Below are 14,844 nucleotides of genomic sequence, written 5' to 3'. Positions count from 1 at the left end.
CTATGCCTAGACCTCGGGGAGGTCCGGCAGCCAGTCGTTGAGGGACCAGCTCGGTCCACCGCTCAGCGGCCACCAGCTGATCTCGCCGCCCTTGCCGGCCGCCACCATGAAGCACAGCACCGCGATCGCGGCCAGGAGCCCGACCACGATCTTGGTGAGCGGGTCACTGGGCAGGGCACCACGCACGATGCTGCGTGAGCCACGCCGCATAGACGTGCCGCCCGGACCCCACCACAGCACCCAGCACGCCAGCAGCGCGCCAATGGCTATCGGGAAGGAGCGGTCGAGCCGCGGGTCGTCGTTGCCCTGCATCGCCAGCACGAGCGCCGTGGTGACGGCTGCACATCCGCCGACGAAGACGGGTACGAGCAGGGCGAACAGGGTCGCAAGCGCCGCCCGGATCGCGTGCCACGGGGACGAGACGACAGCCATCACGCCGTCGGTCTTGCGGCGTCCACCCTCGAACCGCCGCATCACCATCGCGGTCATCGAGCGGTCCAGCAGTCGAGCGCCCACGCTCCACAGCACGATCAGCGTGAGGCCAAGGACGGGCCAGACAGCACTGATGCCGACCGCTGCCGCGAGGAGCGCCATGAGCGTCCAGCTGCGCGCGGGCTTCCCGATGCGGCCATCGGCCTGAGGCGGCGACCACCGACTTGCGGGCGCCGGTCCAGGGCCAGGACCGCCCCGCCAGCGCGCGGCCTGCGTGCCGGCCGGGTCGGCGTACGGCGACGTCCCCAGCGGCGGCTGCGACACGGAGTACGGCGCGGGCTGACCGCCCATCGGCTGCGGGCCTGGCGGACGCTGTCCAGGGTTCGGAGCGACGGCCGGCTTCGGCAGCAGACCGGTCGGGTCGAGCGGGCGAACCGGGTTGACCTGCGTCGCGGGTACGACCGGGGTGTGCTGGGTGCTCGACGCCGCCCCGCGAGCCGGTGCGGTCGCGATCGGCTCCGTGACCGGGCGACCCACCGGCGCGGGCGGGACGGACTGCGCGGGCGGGGCAGCCTGCTCGATGCGCTCTGTCGTGGGCTTGTCGACGACCGGCGGGCGGCTCATCAACGGGATGCCGGTGGTGTGGCCACCAGCGGCGTACTCCTGCATCTGAGCGAGCACCAGCTCGGCCGACGGGCGGTGCTCGGGGACCGGCGACAGGGCGCTCTCCAGCAGCGGACGCAACCGCTCGTCGACACCCGAGAGGTCCGGCTGGCCGCGCGTCACGCGGTCGAGCACGACCGGCATCGGGCCGCGCCCGAACGGCGCCTGCCCGGATGCAGCGAAGGCCAGCGTCGCTGCCCAGCCCCACCAGTCGGTCGACTCGGTGACCTCAGCGCCCTCGACGACCTCGGGAGACAGATAGCCGGGCGTACCCATGACCAGACCGGTCATCGTGAGGCGTACGTCGTCGGCGACGTGCGCGATGCCGAAGTCGATCAGCACTGGATCGTCGCCCACCATGAGCACGTTGCCCGGCTTCACGTCACGGTGCACGACACCGACCGCGTGGATCTCGCGCAGGGCAGCCGCCAGGCCGCGACCGAGGACAACGAGCTGCTGCGGCCCGAGCGGACCGTGCTCCTCGACGACCTCATCGAGCGGCGGCCCAGGGATGTAGCGGGTGACGAGGTAGGGCCGGTCACCGTCGACGTCGGCGTCCAGCACCGGTGCGACCGAGTCGTGCCGAACCCTCGACAGCGTGCTCACCTCACGGCGCAGGCGGTCACGGGCGTCCGCGTCGTGCGCGATGTGGGCCCTGAGCACCTTGATGGCGACCTCGTCGCCGCGCTCGTCCAGTCCCTTGTGGACGACACCCATGCCACCCTCACCGAGCTTGGCGACCAGGCGGTACGGGCCCAGCTGCTCGTAGGCAGGTGGCAGCTCAGTGGTCGGGTCGTCGTCGAGTTCAGGCGCACGGTGGCCGCGGAACAGGCCACCCTTGGGCAGTCGGTGCGCAGCCGTTTCCCGGTCTCCCCCCGGGCGAGCATCAGCCGTCATGACCCCAACGGTATGCCGTCGAGCCTGAACGTCCGCTCAATCCGCCTCCGGGTCGGCCCTGAACTACCCCTGGATGTACGTCGTCAGCTGGTCGCGCTCCGTCTGCAGCTCGTCGATGCGGTGCTTGACGATGTCGCCGATGCTGACGATGCCGGCGAGCTTGCCGTCCACGAGCACCGGGACGTGTCGGATCCGGCGGGCGGTGACCTCGCGAGCGACGTTCTCGATGTCGTCACCGGGCTCACACGTGTGCACGTCCGAGGTCATGATCTCGCCGACCGGAGTGGCGAAGAACCCGTCCCCGGCACCCTCGAGGCGGCGTACGACGTCGCGCTCGCTGACGATCCCGGCGATGGCTCCGGCGTCCGGGTCGTCCGAGACGACGACCGCTCCGATGCCGTGTTCGGCGAGCAGCGAGACGAGGTCCCGGATGGTCGCGTCACTGCGGATCGTGACGACGGACTGGCCCTTGAGGCGAATGACATCACTGATGCGCATGTCTGAATGTAACGCCCGGCGCCACGCCGAGTCACGGGTCGAGGGCAGTGGATTGAGACGTCGAGGGCAGTCGACGGAGACCCCAACGGGTGAGCCGCTCGGCCGGACTAGGCTCTGTCACAAAAGAACCCAGGGGTTGATGTAGTGACTGCTCGGCGAACGTACGACTTCGTGATCGCGGCCAATCGGCTCCCGGTGGACCGTGTGGTCACCGATGACGGCGAGGTCGAGTGGCAGCGCAGCCCGGGTGGTCTGGTGACCGCGATGGAGTCGGTCATGCGGGGTCGCGAGGCGGCCTGGGTGGGCTGGTCCGGCCAGGCCGACGAGGCGCCCGAGCCGTTCCTGGAGAACGACCTGCTGCTGGTGCCGATCGAGCTGACCGCCCAGGAAGTCGCGTCCTACTACGAGGGCCACAGCAACGACAGCCTGTGGCCGATCTACCACGACGTGATCGTGCCGGCGACGTTCAGGAGGCGGTGGGCGGCGGCGTACGAGAAGGTCAATCGACGCTTCGCGCAGAAGTGCGCCGAGGTGGCCGCGCCGGGGGCAACGGTGTGGATCCACGACTACCAGCTGCAGCTCGTGCCGCGGATGCTGCGCGTGCTGCGGCCCGATGTGCGGATCGGCTGGTTCAACCACATCCCGTTCCCGCCCGTCGAGCTGTTCGCTCAGCTGCCGATGCGCCACACGATCCTCAAGGGGCTGCTGGGCGCGGACTTCCTGGGCTTCCAGCGGCCCGCGGACGCTGAGAACTTCCTGCGCGCCTGCCGGCGGCTGCTGGGCGCCAAGACCAAGGGCGATGTGGTCGACGTACCCGACACCGACCGGCGTGTCCGGGCCGCGGGCGTGCCCATCTCGATCGACGCAGCGGGGCTGTCCGAGCTCGCCCAGACGGACGGGGTCCAGGCTCGGGCGGCCGAGATCCGCGAGCAGCTCGGCAACCCCAAGACGATCCTGCTCGGCGTCGACCGGCTCGACTACACCAAGGGCATCCGGCACCGGATGAAGGCGTTCGGTGAGCTGCTCACCGACGGACGACTCGACCCGGCCGACACGATGCTGGTGCAGGTTGCGTCGCCGAGTCGCGAGCGGGTTGCCGCCTACCGCGAGCTGCGCCACCAGGTCGAGCGCACGGTCGGCAACATCAACGGCGCGCACTCCCCCATCGGGTCGACGGCCGTCACCTACATGCACCGGTCCTTCCCGCGCGAGGAGATGGCCGCGCTCTACTGCGTCGCCGACGTCATGCTCGTGACTCCCCTGCGCGACGGCATGAACCTCGTCGCCAAGGAGTACGTCACCTGCCACGACGGGCCCGGCGCGCTGGTGCTGAGCGAGTTCACCGGTGCCGCCAACGAGCTGAAGCAGGCGTTCCGCTGCAACCCGCACGACATCGAGGCGCTCAAGCACACGATCCTCGCCGCCATCGACGCGCCGGAGGCCGAGCGGACCAAGCGGATGCGTGCCTTGCGCCGGCAGGTGGCTCGCAACGATGTCCAGCGCTGGGCCAGCAACTACCTCGATGCTCTGAAGTACGCACCCGACAAACCGCCCGCCTGACCCCTGGGAGTAGCCATGGCCGCCTTGCCCGTACACCTCACCGAGGCGTTGGCCGTGTACGCCGGCCACCCGCGCCCGCTCGTCGCCACGGACTTCGACGGAGTCCTGGCTCCGCTGGTCGACGATCCGATGTCGGCCCGTCCCTTGCCTGGCGCCATGGAGACGCTCGCAGCTCTCGCCGAGCATCCCGGCGTGACGGCCGCTCTCGTGTCCGGACGCGACCTCGCCAGTCTGCGCACGCTCTCGGGGCTGCCCGATGACTCACCGGTGGTGCTGATCGGCTCGCACGGCGCGGAGTCGAGCGTCGATCTCGACATCAGCGCGCCGCTCGACCATCACGCGCACGACCGGCTGCTCGCAGCCACCGCCTATGTCGACGAGATCGTCGCGGGGCATCCGGACGCTCGCGTCGAGCGCAAACCCGCGGGCGTCGTCCTGCACACCCGCGGCATCGATGCCGCTCAGGCCGAGTCGGCGACCGCTGCCGCGCTGCGCATCCCGGATGCAGACCCGGGCATCCACGCCATGCAGGGCAAGGACGTCGTCGAGCTCACGGTCGTTCCGGTCACCAAAGGCATTGCGCTGCAAGCGCTTTCGCGGGTTGCCTCGACGGACGCGACGCTCTACCTCGGCGACGACGCCACCGACGAGAAGGCGTTCGACGTGCTCCGGACCAACGAGGGTCACGTGACCATCAAGGTCGGCGAGGGCGCGACCGCAGCCCAGCACCGCGTGCTGGAGCCCACGGATGCGGTGGCCGTCCTTCGTGAGGTGCTGGCACGGCGTACCGCCTGACGCTCACCTGGTCCCCTCGATATCGAGGACGGCCGGGCCATCGCGGAGCACGCCCCGCACCTCGTCCAGCGACACTGTCTCGGGCTCGAACTCGGCCAGCCACCACGTGGCGCCCGCCTCGACGTAGGGCGTCGGATCGGTGCCGGATGGGAGACCGACGGCGATGTCGTACGGCGTCGTCCGCCCGGTCTGTCCGCGGAGATCGCGGATCGTGGCGGCATCCTCGGCGAGCTGATCCGGGTGCTCGAGATTGACCGGGAAGAAGCCGTCGTACCGAGCGGCGCGGCGCAACGGCTTCGCCTTGCCGGGACGTCCCGCGGCCCACACCGGCACGCCCGGACGCTGAACAGGCCTGGGAAGAAAGGAGATTCCGTCGACGGTGTAATGCTCGCCGCGATGGTGCACCGGCTCGCCCGACCATGCAGCGGTGAGGATCTCGAGCGACTCGTCGAGCATCTGGCCACGCCGCCGATCGTCGACCTCCTCGCCGGTCGCGGACAGCTCCGCAGCGAACCGGTCGCTGCCAAGGCCGACGCCGAGCGTGAGACGGCCACCGCTGAGCCGGTCCAGCGTTGCGGTCTCCTTGGCGAGCTTGGCTGGACGGCGCCGGGCCACCGGGGTGACCATGGGGCCGAACCGGAGAGATTCGGTCGCGGTGGCGATGGCGGCCAGCGTGATCCACGGGTCCGCCACCTGCCGGACGGGCGCCTGCCAGCGCAGGTGGTCCCACACGAACACGCCGTGCCAGCCGGCTTCCTCGGCCTCGACGGCCAGACGTACGACCGCGGCGGGGTCGGCGAGCTCGTCGAAGATCGGCAGCCAGAGTGCCGAACGCAGCCGGGTCATGACCGGCCACCTTCAGTGTGCTGGATCAGCGCCGGGACGAACGAGTCCCACAGAGGCTTCGGCAGATCGTGGCCCGCGCCTTCGAGGACCAGCAGCTGCGCACCCGGCACCGCGTCGCGCAGTGCCTGTCCGTGTGGGAGCGGGAGCAGAGGGTCGTGGTCGCCGTGCGCGACCAAGGTCGGCGCCGTGATGGCGCCGAAGTCGCGGGCTGACCCCTCGAAGTCGAGCATGTCGTGGTTGACGAGGGTGGACGCGAAGCTGCGAGCGCGAGCGACGTCCCGCTCGACCAGCGTGCGCGTGCCGGTCTCGTCGAAGTAGGGCGAGCCGCCGGCGTACGCCTTCGTCCAGGCGAGGACGTAGTCCACCACCGCGGTCGAGTCAGCGGGGTCCGGCGCGGCGACGGTGAGGTTGATGTCGTTCGTGGGCGGTGGGAGGTCGTCCGCACCTGTGGAGGTGGAGACGAACGTCAGCGAGGCGACGCGGTCGGGGTGGTCCACCGCGATGATGTGCCCGATGCCGCCGGACATGGACCGGCAGACGATGTGCGCCCGCTCGACGTTCAGCGCGTCCAGGATGCCGAGCGCGTCACCGGCCAGGTCGGTGTACGCGTAACCCGGCTCTCCCGGCGGGTAGCTGGTGGATCTGCCGGTGTCCCGGTTGTCGTAGCGGATGACGAACCGGTCGCTACGCGCGATCCGCTCGCACAGCTCGTCCTCCCACCACAACATCGAGGCGCCTGCACCATCGATGAGCAGGACGGCCGGGTCGTTGGGGTTGCCGAAGGTCTCGACGCAGAGCTCGACATCGCGGATCTCGAGGAGCTGTTCGCCGTTCGAAAGGTGAGTGGTCATGACGTCACGCTAGGTCGACTGAGCCATCGTGAAAAGCGATAGTTTTCGATTGCCATGATCGCTACAAGCGATGCTCACACGGCTATGGTGACCCTCATGTCTGACGTCGAGCTGCGACACCTCACCACGATGGCCGCCGTCGCCGACGAGGGCTCGTTCGGACGAGCGGCTGCCCGACTCGGCTACACCCAGTCGACGGTGAGCCAGCAGATCGCCGCCCTGGAGAGGTCGGTCGGCGGCGCCGTGTTCGACCGGCCAGGCGGGCCCAAACCGGTGCGGATCACGCCACTCGGCTCAGTCGTACTGGCACACGGACGCGAGCTGCTGGAGCGCGCTCAGACGATGGCGACCGCGCTCGACCGGTTCAAGGCCGGCGACGGTCGGGTCGACATCGGCACCTTCCAAAGCGTGTCCAACGTGATCCTGCCGCTGGTCGTACGCCGGCTTCGCGACGAGCACCCGGACTGCGACATCAGGCTGTTCGAGGAGGAGACCGACCAGCCCGACGTCCGTGAGCTCGACCTGATGTTCTTCGACGGACGCGTGGACGGCGACGTCGAGCACCTCAAGCTGCTCGACGATCCCTACCTGCTGGTGGCCCGACGCGGCACGTTCCCCGACGGCCCGGTGCGGACTGCCCGGCTCGACGGCGTACCTCTCGTGGCGCCCGCCCCGATCTGCGACCAGGCCCGGATGGAGGAGGAGCTCGTACGCCGCGGGGTACGCCCGCGGATCGTGTTCCGCACCGCTGGCAACGAGACCGTGCTGTCGATGGTGCGCGCCGGTATGGGTTCGGCGGTGCTGCCACAGCTCATCGTCCGCGGTGCCGAGATCGAATCGGACGAGTCGCTGTCCATCCATGAGCTGCGGCCGGCTCTCCCGGCACGCGAGATCTTCCTGCTGTGGCAGGCAGGTCGCACCCACTCGCCCCTCGCGGCGCGCGCGATCGAGATCGCTGTCGAGGTCACCGCCGAGATCGCGTGACCCGGCGCCGGCCGGTCAGCGGGGGTTCACGACTCCGGCCGCGCCACCGCCGCGTCTGACGGGTTCGGCAGCCGCCAGGACACGTCCGTGCGGCAGGAACTCCAGCGCCGCCACCGCACCGATCTCGGCCGCGCTGGTGAACTCATCGCCGCTCTTCACGAGCGTGTAGCCGTAGGGCTTCAACGTGCTGTCGTACGCCGTGATGAACTCCGGCTCCGCCGTCACCGTCGCGTTGTTGCGGTGCGAGGCACGTGGTGCAGCGATCGCCTCGGGCAGGGTCATCCCGAGATCGACGCGGTTGACCAGCGTCTGCAGCACCGTCGTGATGATCGTCGAGCCACCAGGCGAGCCGACCGCCAGGAACGGCTTGCCGTGCCGCAGCACGATCGTCGGCGACATCGATGACCGCGGACGCTTGCCACCCTCGATCCGGTTGGGGTCGTCGGCCTTCCACTCGGTCGAGAAGTCGGTCAGCTCGTTGTTGAGGAGGAAGCCACGGCCCGGGACGACGATGCCGCTGCCACCGGTCTGCTCGATGGTGAGCGTGTAGGAGACGACGTTGCCCCAGCGATCGGTCGCCGTGAGGTGCGTGGTCGACTTGCCATTGTCCTCAAAGGTTTTCGGCGTTGCAGTGGGGCAACCCTTGCCCTTGAGCGAGCCTGCAGCGGTGGGCGTCGGGAGCGCCTTGTCGGGCTTGATGAGGCAGGCGCGCGTCGCAGCGAACTTGTCCGAGAGCAGCGTCTTGAGCGGCACGTCGACGTAGGCCGGGTCGCCGACGTACGCACCCCGGTCGGCGAAGGCCAGGGCGCTCGCGTCGAGGTAGTAGTGCAGTGCCTTGTCTCGCGGCATGCTCGAAAGTCGTTGCTTCTCAAGAATGTTCAGCGCCTCACCGACCGTGGATCCTCCGCTGGACGACGGCGCCATGCCGTAGACGTCGAGGCCGCGGTAGCCGACCTTGGTCGGCTTCTGGTGGATGACGTCGTACGCCTTGAGGTCCGCCTCGGTGAGGTAGCCGGGCGGCACGGGCAGCGTCGTGTCCGGAGCCTTCGGTGGGTGCTGGGCGCTCTGGGCGATCTCGTGGGCGAGTGGGCCTCGGTAGAACGCCGACGTGCCCTTGTCACCGAGGAGCTTGTAGGTGTTGGCCAGGTCGGGGTTCTTGAAGCGGGTGCCGACCGAAGGCGCGTCGCCGCCGGGCAGGTAGAGCTTGGCCGTTGGGGTGAAGGCAGCGAAGCGCACCTTGTTGTCGTTCGTCTGGTCATGGAAGGTCTGATCCACGACAAAACCCTTGCTGGCTATGCCAATTGCGGGTTGCAGGGCTTGCTTGAGGGACCGGGTGCCCCACGACTCGAGGGCGGCCGCCCAGGTAGCCGCCGTGCCCGGCGTGCCGACCGAGACACCGCTGGTGACCAGCTCGGGTGTGAACGGGTAGGGCTTGCCGGTCTTGGGGTCGATGAAGGCGTCGTGCGGCATCGTCGCGGGCGCGGTCTCGCGACCGTCGATCGTGCTGACGCGTTTGCTGCGGGCGTCGTAGTAGACGAAGTAGCCGCCACCACCGATGCCGGCGGAGTAGGGCTCGGTGACACCCAGGGCAGCGGCCGTGGCGACCGCCGCGTCAACGGCATTGCCGCCCTGGCGCAGCACCTTCAGCCCGGCGGCCGTGGCGTCAGGATCAACGCTGGAGACAGCGCCGCCCGATCCGATGGCGACGGGTGTCTTGGGTGGGACCGGCTCTGCCGCACGGGCAGGTGCCAGGGTCGTGGCGCCCAGCAGGGCGGCGGCTGTGACGAGCACCGCCGGCCGGGCGCGACGCAGGAGTTGAGGGCGGGGAGCGTACGACATGGTCGATCCCTTCGTCAGGCGTCCTCCGAGCATAGGCAGGCGCCAGGCTCGCGTGGGCCTATGAAGGCGCAGCTGTCGTCGATGCCCGCACCACGAGCTCGGGGGTGAACAACGCATCACCCCGGGCGTGCGGACGACCGGCGATCTCATCGACCAGAGCCCGTACGCCGGCCGCGCACATCGCGTTGACGTCCTGCCTGACCGTGGTGAGGGGCGGGTCGGTGAAACCGGACAGCAGCGCACCGTCGTAGCCGACGACGGAGAGGTCCTCGGGTACGCGTAACCCGGCCTGGCGGGCCGCGCGCACCACTCCCAGCGCCATCAGATCGGACCCGCAGACGACCGCAGTCACACCCTGCTCGAGCAGGGACTTCGCGGCTAGGGTGCCGCCCTCGACGGTGAACCAGGTCTGCGCCACGAACGGTCGCGGGTCTTGCACACCGAGCCGCTCGGCGAGCACCCGCTCGAACGCCTCGACCTTGCGGACGACCGGCACGTAGCGGTGCTGTCCGGTCGCGAGGCCGATCCGCTTGTGACCCAGCGACATCAGGTGCGAGACCGCGAGATCCACGGCGGCCGCCTCGTCGTTCGACAGCGACGGTGCATCGATCTCGGGCCGATGACCGTTGACCAGGACCATCGGGAGACCGCGACTGCGCAGCTGGACGTAGCGCTCGACGCCGACATCGAGGTTGGCATGCTGGCCGCTGACGAAGAGCACGCCGGCGACGCCGCGGTCCAGCAGCATGTCGAGGTAGTCGTCCTCGTGTACGCCGCCGGGCGCCTGCGTGCACAGCACGGCCGTGTAGCCCGAGGCCGCGAGGCTGGTCTGAATCGTCTGCGCGAACTGCGGAAAGATCGGGTTGGTCAGCTCCGGGACGATGAGCCCCACCATGCCGACCATCTGCCGTCGCAGCGCACTCGGCCGGTCATAGCCGAGCACGTCGACCGAGGTCAGCACCGCGTCACGAGTGGCCTTGGCGACACCCGGCTTGTCGTTGAGCACCCGACTGACCGTGGCCTCACTGACACCCGCGTGCAGTGCCACATCAGCCAGCCGCGCGCTCATCCGTCACCCCTCATGGCTCCACACCCAGATCGACACTGCCGGCCCCTCCGCCGACATCGTCACGTGAGAACCATTGTGCTGCAGGGCATTTCCGACGACGACACGTGCACTCTCAACGCCTGCCAGATGAGTCGCCGGAACCTGCACCTCGTCCGCTGCCCGAGCGCAGTGCACCATCACGGTCTCCCCCTCCGTCTCGCGGAGGTAGACCAGCGAGTTGTCACTCGTGTGCACCCAGCGGAGGCCGCCGTGCCGCAACGGCTCGAGATCTCGCCTGGCTCGGATGAGCTGTTGGTACGCCTCGAAAAGGTCTGCGTCCCAACGCGACTCGTCCCACGGCATGGGTCGGCGACCGTCCTCGCCCCAGACGCCCTCCATGCCGATCTCGTCGCCGTAGGTGATCATCGGGATGCCCGGCATCGTCAGCAGGAGGCCGGCTGCGACGACGACCTGCGCCGCGTCATCACCCACCAGCGTCCGAACCCGGGTCGTGTCGTGCGAGCCGACCAACGTGAAGCTGTGCATCCGAGAACGCCACGGGACGATCGCTCCGAACTCGTTCATCATCGCGGCAACGGCTCCACCGCCGAGACGTGGCACGCGCAACGGCGATCCGAGGAAGCGAGGCGCAAAGTCCTTGCCCCGCAACCAGGTCCACAGCGGCTTCGTGAATCCGGAGTAGTTCATAACGCCGTGCCAACCGTCGCCCATCGCGTCCTGGCTGTGGTCATGGCAGTGCTCTGCGACCAGGAGCGCATCGGGTTTGGTGTCGACGACGACGTCGCGCAGGTGGCGGGCGACGCGATGGTTGACGTCCTGCGCCTGCCAGCGGCCGGTCATGTTGGCGACGTCGACCCGCCACCCGTCGAGACCGTCGGGTCCGGCCAACCACTTCTGGACGCCAGCTTGCGGAGTGTCGAACATCCGCTCGCGCAGGCCCTCGCTGTCGTGGTTGAGCTTGGGCAGCGACTTCACGCCGTACCAGGAGACGTAGTCACCGGACTCGTCGTAGAGGTAGAAGTCGTGCTCCGGCGACTGCGAATCCGCTTGTGCCGCAACGAACCACTCGTGCGAGTCGCCCGTGTGATTGGTGGTCAGATCGCCCAGCACGGTGAGCCCGCGACGATGTGCTTCAGCGATGAGTCGGCGGAACGCCTCGCCCCCACCGAGCACCGGGTCGACGGCGTCGAACGTCTCGGCGTCGTAGCGATGGTTGGACCGAGCCGGGAAGAACGGCGTCAGGTAGAGCGTGGTGACGCCCAGCCGCTCCAGGTGGTCGAGGTGCTCGCCGATCCCGTCGAGGTCGCCGCCGTAGAGCTGTCGCGCCACCGTGTCCGGCTCGGTCGAGACCGCGTCGTCCCAGTCGGCGGGGAGAGCCCAGTCGGGCGCGGAGTCCGCGATCGGCGGACGGCCCGCTGCTCGTGCGAACCGGTCCGGGAACACTTGGTAGACAACAGAATCCAGTGACCACTCGGGCGGCGCCTGATAGGTGACCAGCCGGAAGTCCGCAGCGTCCGGGAGGTCACGCTCATGGAGACCGGTGCCGTTGAGCCACTGGTAGCCGCCCGGCCCGCCCTCGAGGATGAAGCGGTACGACGTCACCGGGTTGTGGCAGACGACCTCACCCTCCCACCAGGCCTCTGAGTCGCTCCGGGAGATCTCGTGCAGCGCACGGAACTCCGGCTCGCCGTCGGTGACCTGGCGAACGTGCACCTCGCGTACGTCGGCCTCGTGCGGCACCCGCACCCGAACTCGTACGCTCTCGCCCGGCGTCGGAGCCTGCGTCGAGACGTAGAGGGCTGAGCCGTCGTGGTGTGGACGGCTCAGCAGGTCCCCAGTCACTTCACCGACCCTGTCGTCGCACCGCTGATCAGCTGCTTCTGGAAGGCCAGGTAGAGCAGCACAGTAGGGACCGAGCCCAGCAGGGCACCGGCCGCAAACTGGCCGAACAGCCGGTTGGCCTCGTTGCCCTGGCTCATCCCGTAGAGGCCGACCGCGAGCGTCTGCTGATCGCTGTCGACCAGGAAGATGCTGGCCAGCATGAACTCACCGAACAGCCCCACGAACGCCAGCATGAAGACCGTGACGAGGATCGGCAGCACCAGACGCAGGGTCATCGTGAAGAAGATCCGCGCGTGCGAGGCGCCGTCGACCAACGCTGCCTCATCGAGCTGGCGCGGGATGGTGTCGAAGTAGCCCTTCAGCAGCCAGATGTTGGAGCCCATCGCGCCGCCGAGGTAGGCGAGCAGCAGGCCCATCGTGGTGTTGAGCCCGAGGCCGGGCAGCACGTCGCCGATGTGCGAGAACGTCAGGTAGAGCGCGACGACGGCCAGCAGACCAGGGAAGAGCTGCAGCAGGAGCAGAGCCAGCAACCCGGGTCGGCGACCGCGAAAACGTAGGCGAGAGAACGCGTACGCCGCGCAGGCACCGATGAAGACGGTCGCCAGCGCTCCCCCGCCGGCGACGAACAGCGAGTTCTTGTACCAGGTGCTGAACGGTCGGGACGGGTCGTTGAAGAGCGTGTCGAAGTTGTCGAAGGAGAACGACTTCGGCAACAGCTCGCTGGTCGACAGGGAGCCCGTCTTGTTGAGCGCTGCGGACAGCAGGAAGATGACCGGGAACAGCGACCAGATCAGCGCGATGACGCCGAGAACGTAACGCCACCAGTTGTTTCCGCGCGATCGCGGCGGCTCTCGGTCCTCGATCACCTCGGGGACGACGATGGCGGTGGGCTGTGAGATCGCGGACATCAGTTGACCTCCTCGAGGGCCTTCGTACGCCGGAAGGCGGGGATGCTGATCAGCGCCACGATCACGAAGATGAAGATCGAGACCATCGACGCGAGACCGTAGTTCGGGTTGTTGCCACTGAACGCCAACCGGAACGCATAGGTGATCAGCAGGTCCGTCGAGCCGATCGTGGCGTCACCCTCGACGAACGGGCCGCCCTTGGTCATCAGGTAGATCAGCCCGAAGTTGTTGAAGTTGAAGGCGAACGACGCGATCAGCAATGGGCCGACCGCGACCATCAGCAGCGGTGTCGTGATGGAGCGGAGCGTGCGCCATGGCGACGCGCCGTCAACCTTCGCCGCCTCCATCACATCCGCCGGGATCGACTGCAGCGCACCGGTGCACACGATGAAGAAGTAAGGGAAGCCGAGCCACAGGTTGGTGATCAGGATCGCCGCCTTGGCCGCCCACGCGTTGCCGAGCCAGTCGATGTTGAGACCGGTCAGATCGTTGATCAGCCCGAAGTCCTGGTTGAACATCGATGCCCAGACGAGCGCGGTCACAAAGCTGGGGATCGCGTACGGGAGGATCAGCAGCGAGCGGAAGACGCTGCGCCCCTTGAGCCGACGGTCGTTGAACAGCAACGCAATCAGCATGCCGAGGATGAACGTCGTGGCGACCGACAAGATCGCGAAGACGATGTTCCAGGCGAAGATCTTCAGGAAGCCGGTGCGGATCGTGCTGTTGGTCGCGACCTCATTGAGGTTGTCGAGCCCGACGTTCTCCTTCCACCCGACCGGCAGCGCCTCACCCTGGCCGTTCTGCGGGACCCACTGGGCGTTCTTCGCGACGTAGACCCGCTTGGGCTTGGTCGCGGAGTCGGTCAGTGTGTTGGCTCCCTTGTCCCAGACCAGGGTCGGCTTGCCCTCGAACGCCTCGGACAGGCCGACCGCCTTGATACCGCCGCCGTCGTCCGTGGGCACCGCGAACTTCGTCAGGTCCGAACGGGCGTTGACCTGCCTCGGCGTCAGCACGGTGAACCCGGGCGCTTGCGTGATGCGCCCAGCTCCCAGGCGTACCAAGCCTTTTGGATCCAGCGGCTCGAGACCGGTGGCAGTGCCGTCGTACGTCTTCTTGTCCGGCGCCGTCAGCAGGTAGTGCGGATCGCCCGTGGTGATCGGATCACCGGCCTTGACCGCGACCGAGAGCTGGTAGCGGGGCGCGCCGGTCACCTCACGCACGGAGTAGGCGATGTTCTGCTCAGTCGCGTCCTGCTTGCTGACCAGGTGGCCGTCGCCGTAGTTGGTGAACGACGTCATCACCGTGTACGCGATCGGCCAGACCTGGAACCCGAGGCACAGCAGCAGCCCGGGCAACAGGTACTTCAACGGGACAGCTCGGCGCGTGCCGTAGATCGCGAGGATCGCGATGGCGACCATCGCGACCATGCTGACCGCGAGCCAGTGGCCGTCATCGGCGAGGCGGGTCGCGACATAGAACGCGAGGGCGATCGCCGCCCCAATCGTCAACCATTTCAAGGCAATAGCCCAGATCGGGGTCTTCACCGGACCCAGCGTCGACTCAGTGCTCGACGTGCTCATCAGCTACTCCGTGGAGAGAAGGCGCGTGCGCGGGAGGAGGGAGGAGGTGAGGTACGACGGATGCTGGCACCCGTCGTACC

General features: G+C 68.4%; 12 protein-coding genes. 3 read left to right on the top strand and 9 right to left on the bottom strand.

Annotated elements, in window-relative coordinates; genetic code table 11:
• Positions 1-6 precede the first annotated feature (6 nt).
• Both VV02_RS07400 and VV02_RS07395 read right to left on the bottom strand, forming a co-directional pair.
• The gene (locus VV02_RS07400) at positions 7-1,992 is read right to left on the bottom strand and encodes a serine/threonine-protein kinase (RefSeq protein ID WP_052590785.1); all 1,986 of its coding nucleotides are present in this window, start codon (positions 1,990-1,992) and stop codon (positions 7-9) included.
• A 63-nt stretch (positions 1,993-2,055) separates the two neighbouring features.
• Positions 2,056-2,490, bottom strand: a complete 435-nt coding sequence (locus VV02_RS07395; protein ID WP_052590784.1) for a CBS domain-containing protein — start codon at positions 2,488-2,490, stop codon at positions 2,056-2,058.
• Positions 2,491-2,634: 144 nt separating this feature from the next.
• On the opposite strand from VV02_RS07395, the gene VV02_RS07390 reads away from it, so the two are divergent.
• Positions 2,635-4,050, top strand: coding sequence for an alpha,alpha-trehalose-phosphate synthase (UDP-forming) (locus VV02_RS07390; protein ID WP_052590783.1), 1,416 nt, complete (start codon positions 2,635-2,637; stop codon positions 4,048-4,050).
• 15 nt (positions 4,051-4,065) lie between these two features.
• Positions 4,066-4,845 (top strand): trehalose-phosphatase, encoded by a 780-nt coding sequence (gene otsB, locus VV02_RS07385; RefSeq protein WP_052590782.1) that lies wholly within the window; start codon positions 4,066-4,068, stop codon positions 4,843-4,845.
• Positions 4,846-4,848: 3 nt separating this feature from the next.
• Here the strand turns inward: otsB and VV02_RS07380 are convergent, their stop codons facing one another.
• On the bottom strand, positions 4,849-5,691 hold the full coding sequence (locus VV02_RS07380; RefSeq protein WP_052590781.1) for an LLM class flavin-dependent oxidoreductase: 843 nt from the start codon (positions 5,689-5,691) through the stop codon (positions 4,849-4,851).
• The gene (locus VV02_RS07375) at positions 5,688-6,542 is read right to left on the bottom strand and encodes an alpha/beta fold hydrolase (protein WP_052590780.1); all 855 of its coding nucleotides are present in this window, start codon (positions 6,540-6,542) and stop codon (positions 5,688-5,690) included. The genes VV02_RS07380 and VV02_RS07375 overlap by 4 nt, the downstream gene beginning before the upstream one ends.
• A gap of 96 nt (positions 6,543-6,638) precedes the next feature.
• Here VV02_RS07375 and VV02_RS07370 point away from each other — a divergent pair, with 96 nt between their 5' ends.
• Positions 6,639-7,526 (top strand): LysR family transcriptional regulator, encoded by an 888-nt coding sequence (locus VV02_RS07370; protein ID WP_052596685.1) that lies wholly within the window; start codon positions 6,639-6,641, stop codon positions 7,524-7,526.
• A 15-nt stretch (positions 7,527-7,541) separates the two neighbouring features.
• On the opposite strand, the gene ggt is transcribed toward VV02_RS07370, so the two are convergent.
• From ggt to VV02_RS07345, 5 genes are read right to left on the bottom strand one after another with little or no spacing between them, the layout of a single operon-like run.
• Positions 7,542-9,365 carry a gamma-glutamyltransferase gene (ggt, locus tag VV02_RS07365; RefSeq protein WP_052596683.1) on the bottom strand — a complete coding sequence of 608 codons (1,824 nt, stop codon included), beginning with the start codon at positions 9,363-9,365 and terminating at the stop codon, positions 7,542-7,544.
• 58 nt (positions 9,366-9,423) lie between these two features.
• Entirely contained in the window at positions 9,424-10,434 is a 1,011-nt protein-coding gene (locus tag VV02_RS07360) for a LacI family DNA-binding transcriptional regulator (RefSeq protein WP_052590779.1), read from the bottom strand.
• A 3-nt stretch (positions 10,435-10,437) separates the two neighbouring features.
• A complete protein-coding gene (locus tag VV02_RS07355) occupies positions 10,438-12,276 on the bottom strand; it encodes a glycoside hydrolase family 13 protein (RefSeq protein ID WP_218917373.1) in 1,839 nt (612 codons plus the stop codon).
• Positions 12,273-13,184, bottom strand: a complete 912-nt coding sequence (locus VV02_RS07350; RefSeq protein ID WP_083449986.1) for a sugar ABC transporter permease — start codon at positions 13,182-13,184, stop codon at positions 12,273-12,275. The genes VV02_RS07355 and VV02_RS07350 overlap by 4 nt, the downstream gene beginning before the upstream one ends.
• Entirely contained in the window at positions 13,184-14,764 is a 1,581-nt protein-coding gene (locus tag VV02_RS07345) for an ABC transporter permease subunit (protein WP_052590778.1), read from the bottom strand. The genes VV02_RS07350 and VV02_RS07345 overlap by 1 nt, the downstream gene beginning before the upstream one ends.
• Positions 14,765-14,844: the final 80 nt, after the last annotated feature.

The organism is Luteipulveratus mongoliensis, from assembly GCF_001190945.1.
In the GTDB taxonomy this organism is placed as follows: Bacteria; Actinomycetota; Actinomycetes; order Actinomycetales; family Dermatophilaceae; genus Luteipulveratus; species Luteipulveratus mongoliensis.
This window is presented reverse-complemented; position numbering and strand designations above follow the sequence as displayed.

Excerpts from the sequence above, each read along its gene's own strand:
- VV02_RS07350 (WP_083449986.1), bottom strand. The coding sequence starts at position 13,184 with ATGTCCGCGATCTCACAGCCCACCGCCATCGTCGTCCCCGAGGTGATC.
- VV02_RS07380 (WP_052590781.1), bottom strand. The coding sequence starts at position 5,691 with ATGACCCGGCTGCGTTCGGCACTCTGGCTGCCGATCTTCGACGAGCTC.
- VV02_RS07345 (WP_052590778.1), bottom strand. The coding sequence starts at position 14,764 with ATGAGCACGTCGAGCACTGAGTCGACGCTGGGTCCGGTGAAGACCCCG.
- VV02_RS07395 (WP_052590784.1), bottom strand. The coding sequence starts at position 2,490 with ATGCGCATCAGTGATGTCATTCGCCTCAAGGGCCAGTCCGTCGTCACG.
- VV02_RS07400 (WP_052590785.1), bottom strand. The coding sequence starts at position 1,992 with ATGACGGCTGATGCTCGCCCGGGGGGAGACCGGGAAACGGCTGCGCAC.
- VV02_RS07370 (WP_052596685.1), top strand. The coding sequence starts at position 6,639 with ATGTCTGACGTCGAGCTGCGACACCTCACCACGATGGCCGCCGTCGCC.
- VV02_RS07360 (WP_052590779.1), bottom strand. The coding sequence starts at position 10,434 with ATGAGCGCGCGGCTGGCTGATGTGGCACTGCACGCGGGTGTCAGTGAG.
- ggt (WP_052596683.1), bottom strand. The coding sequence starts at position 9,365 with ATGTCGTACGCTCCCCGCCCTCAACTCCTGCGTCGCGCCCGGCCGGCG.
- VV02_RS07375 (WP_052590780.1), bottom strand. The coding sequence starts at position 6,542 with ATGACCACTCACCTTTCGAACGGCGAACAGCTCCTCGAGATCCGCGAT.
- otsB (WP_052590782.1), top strand. The coding sequence starts at position 4,066 with ATGGCCGCCTTGCCCGTACACCTCACCGAGGCGTTGGCCGTGTACGCC.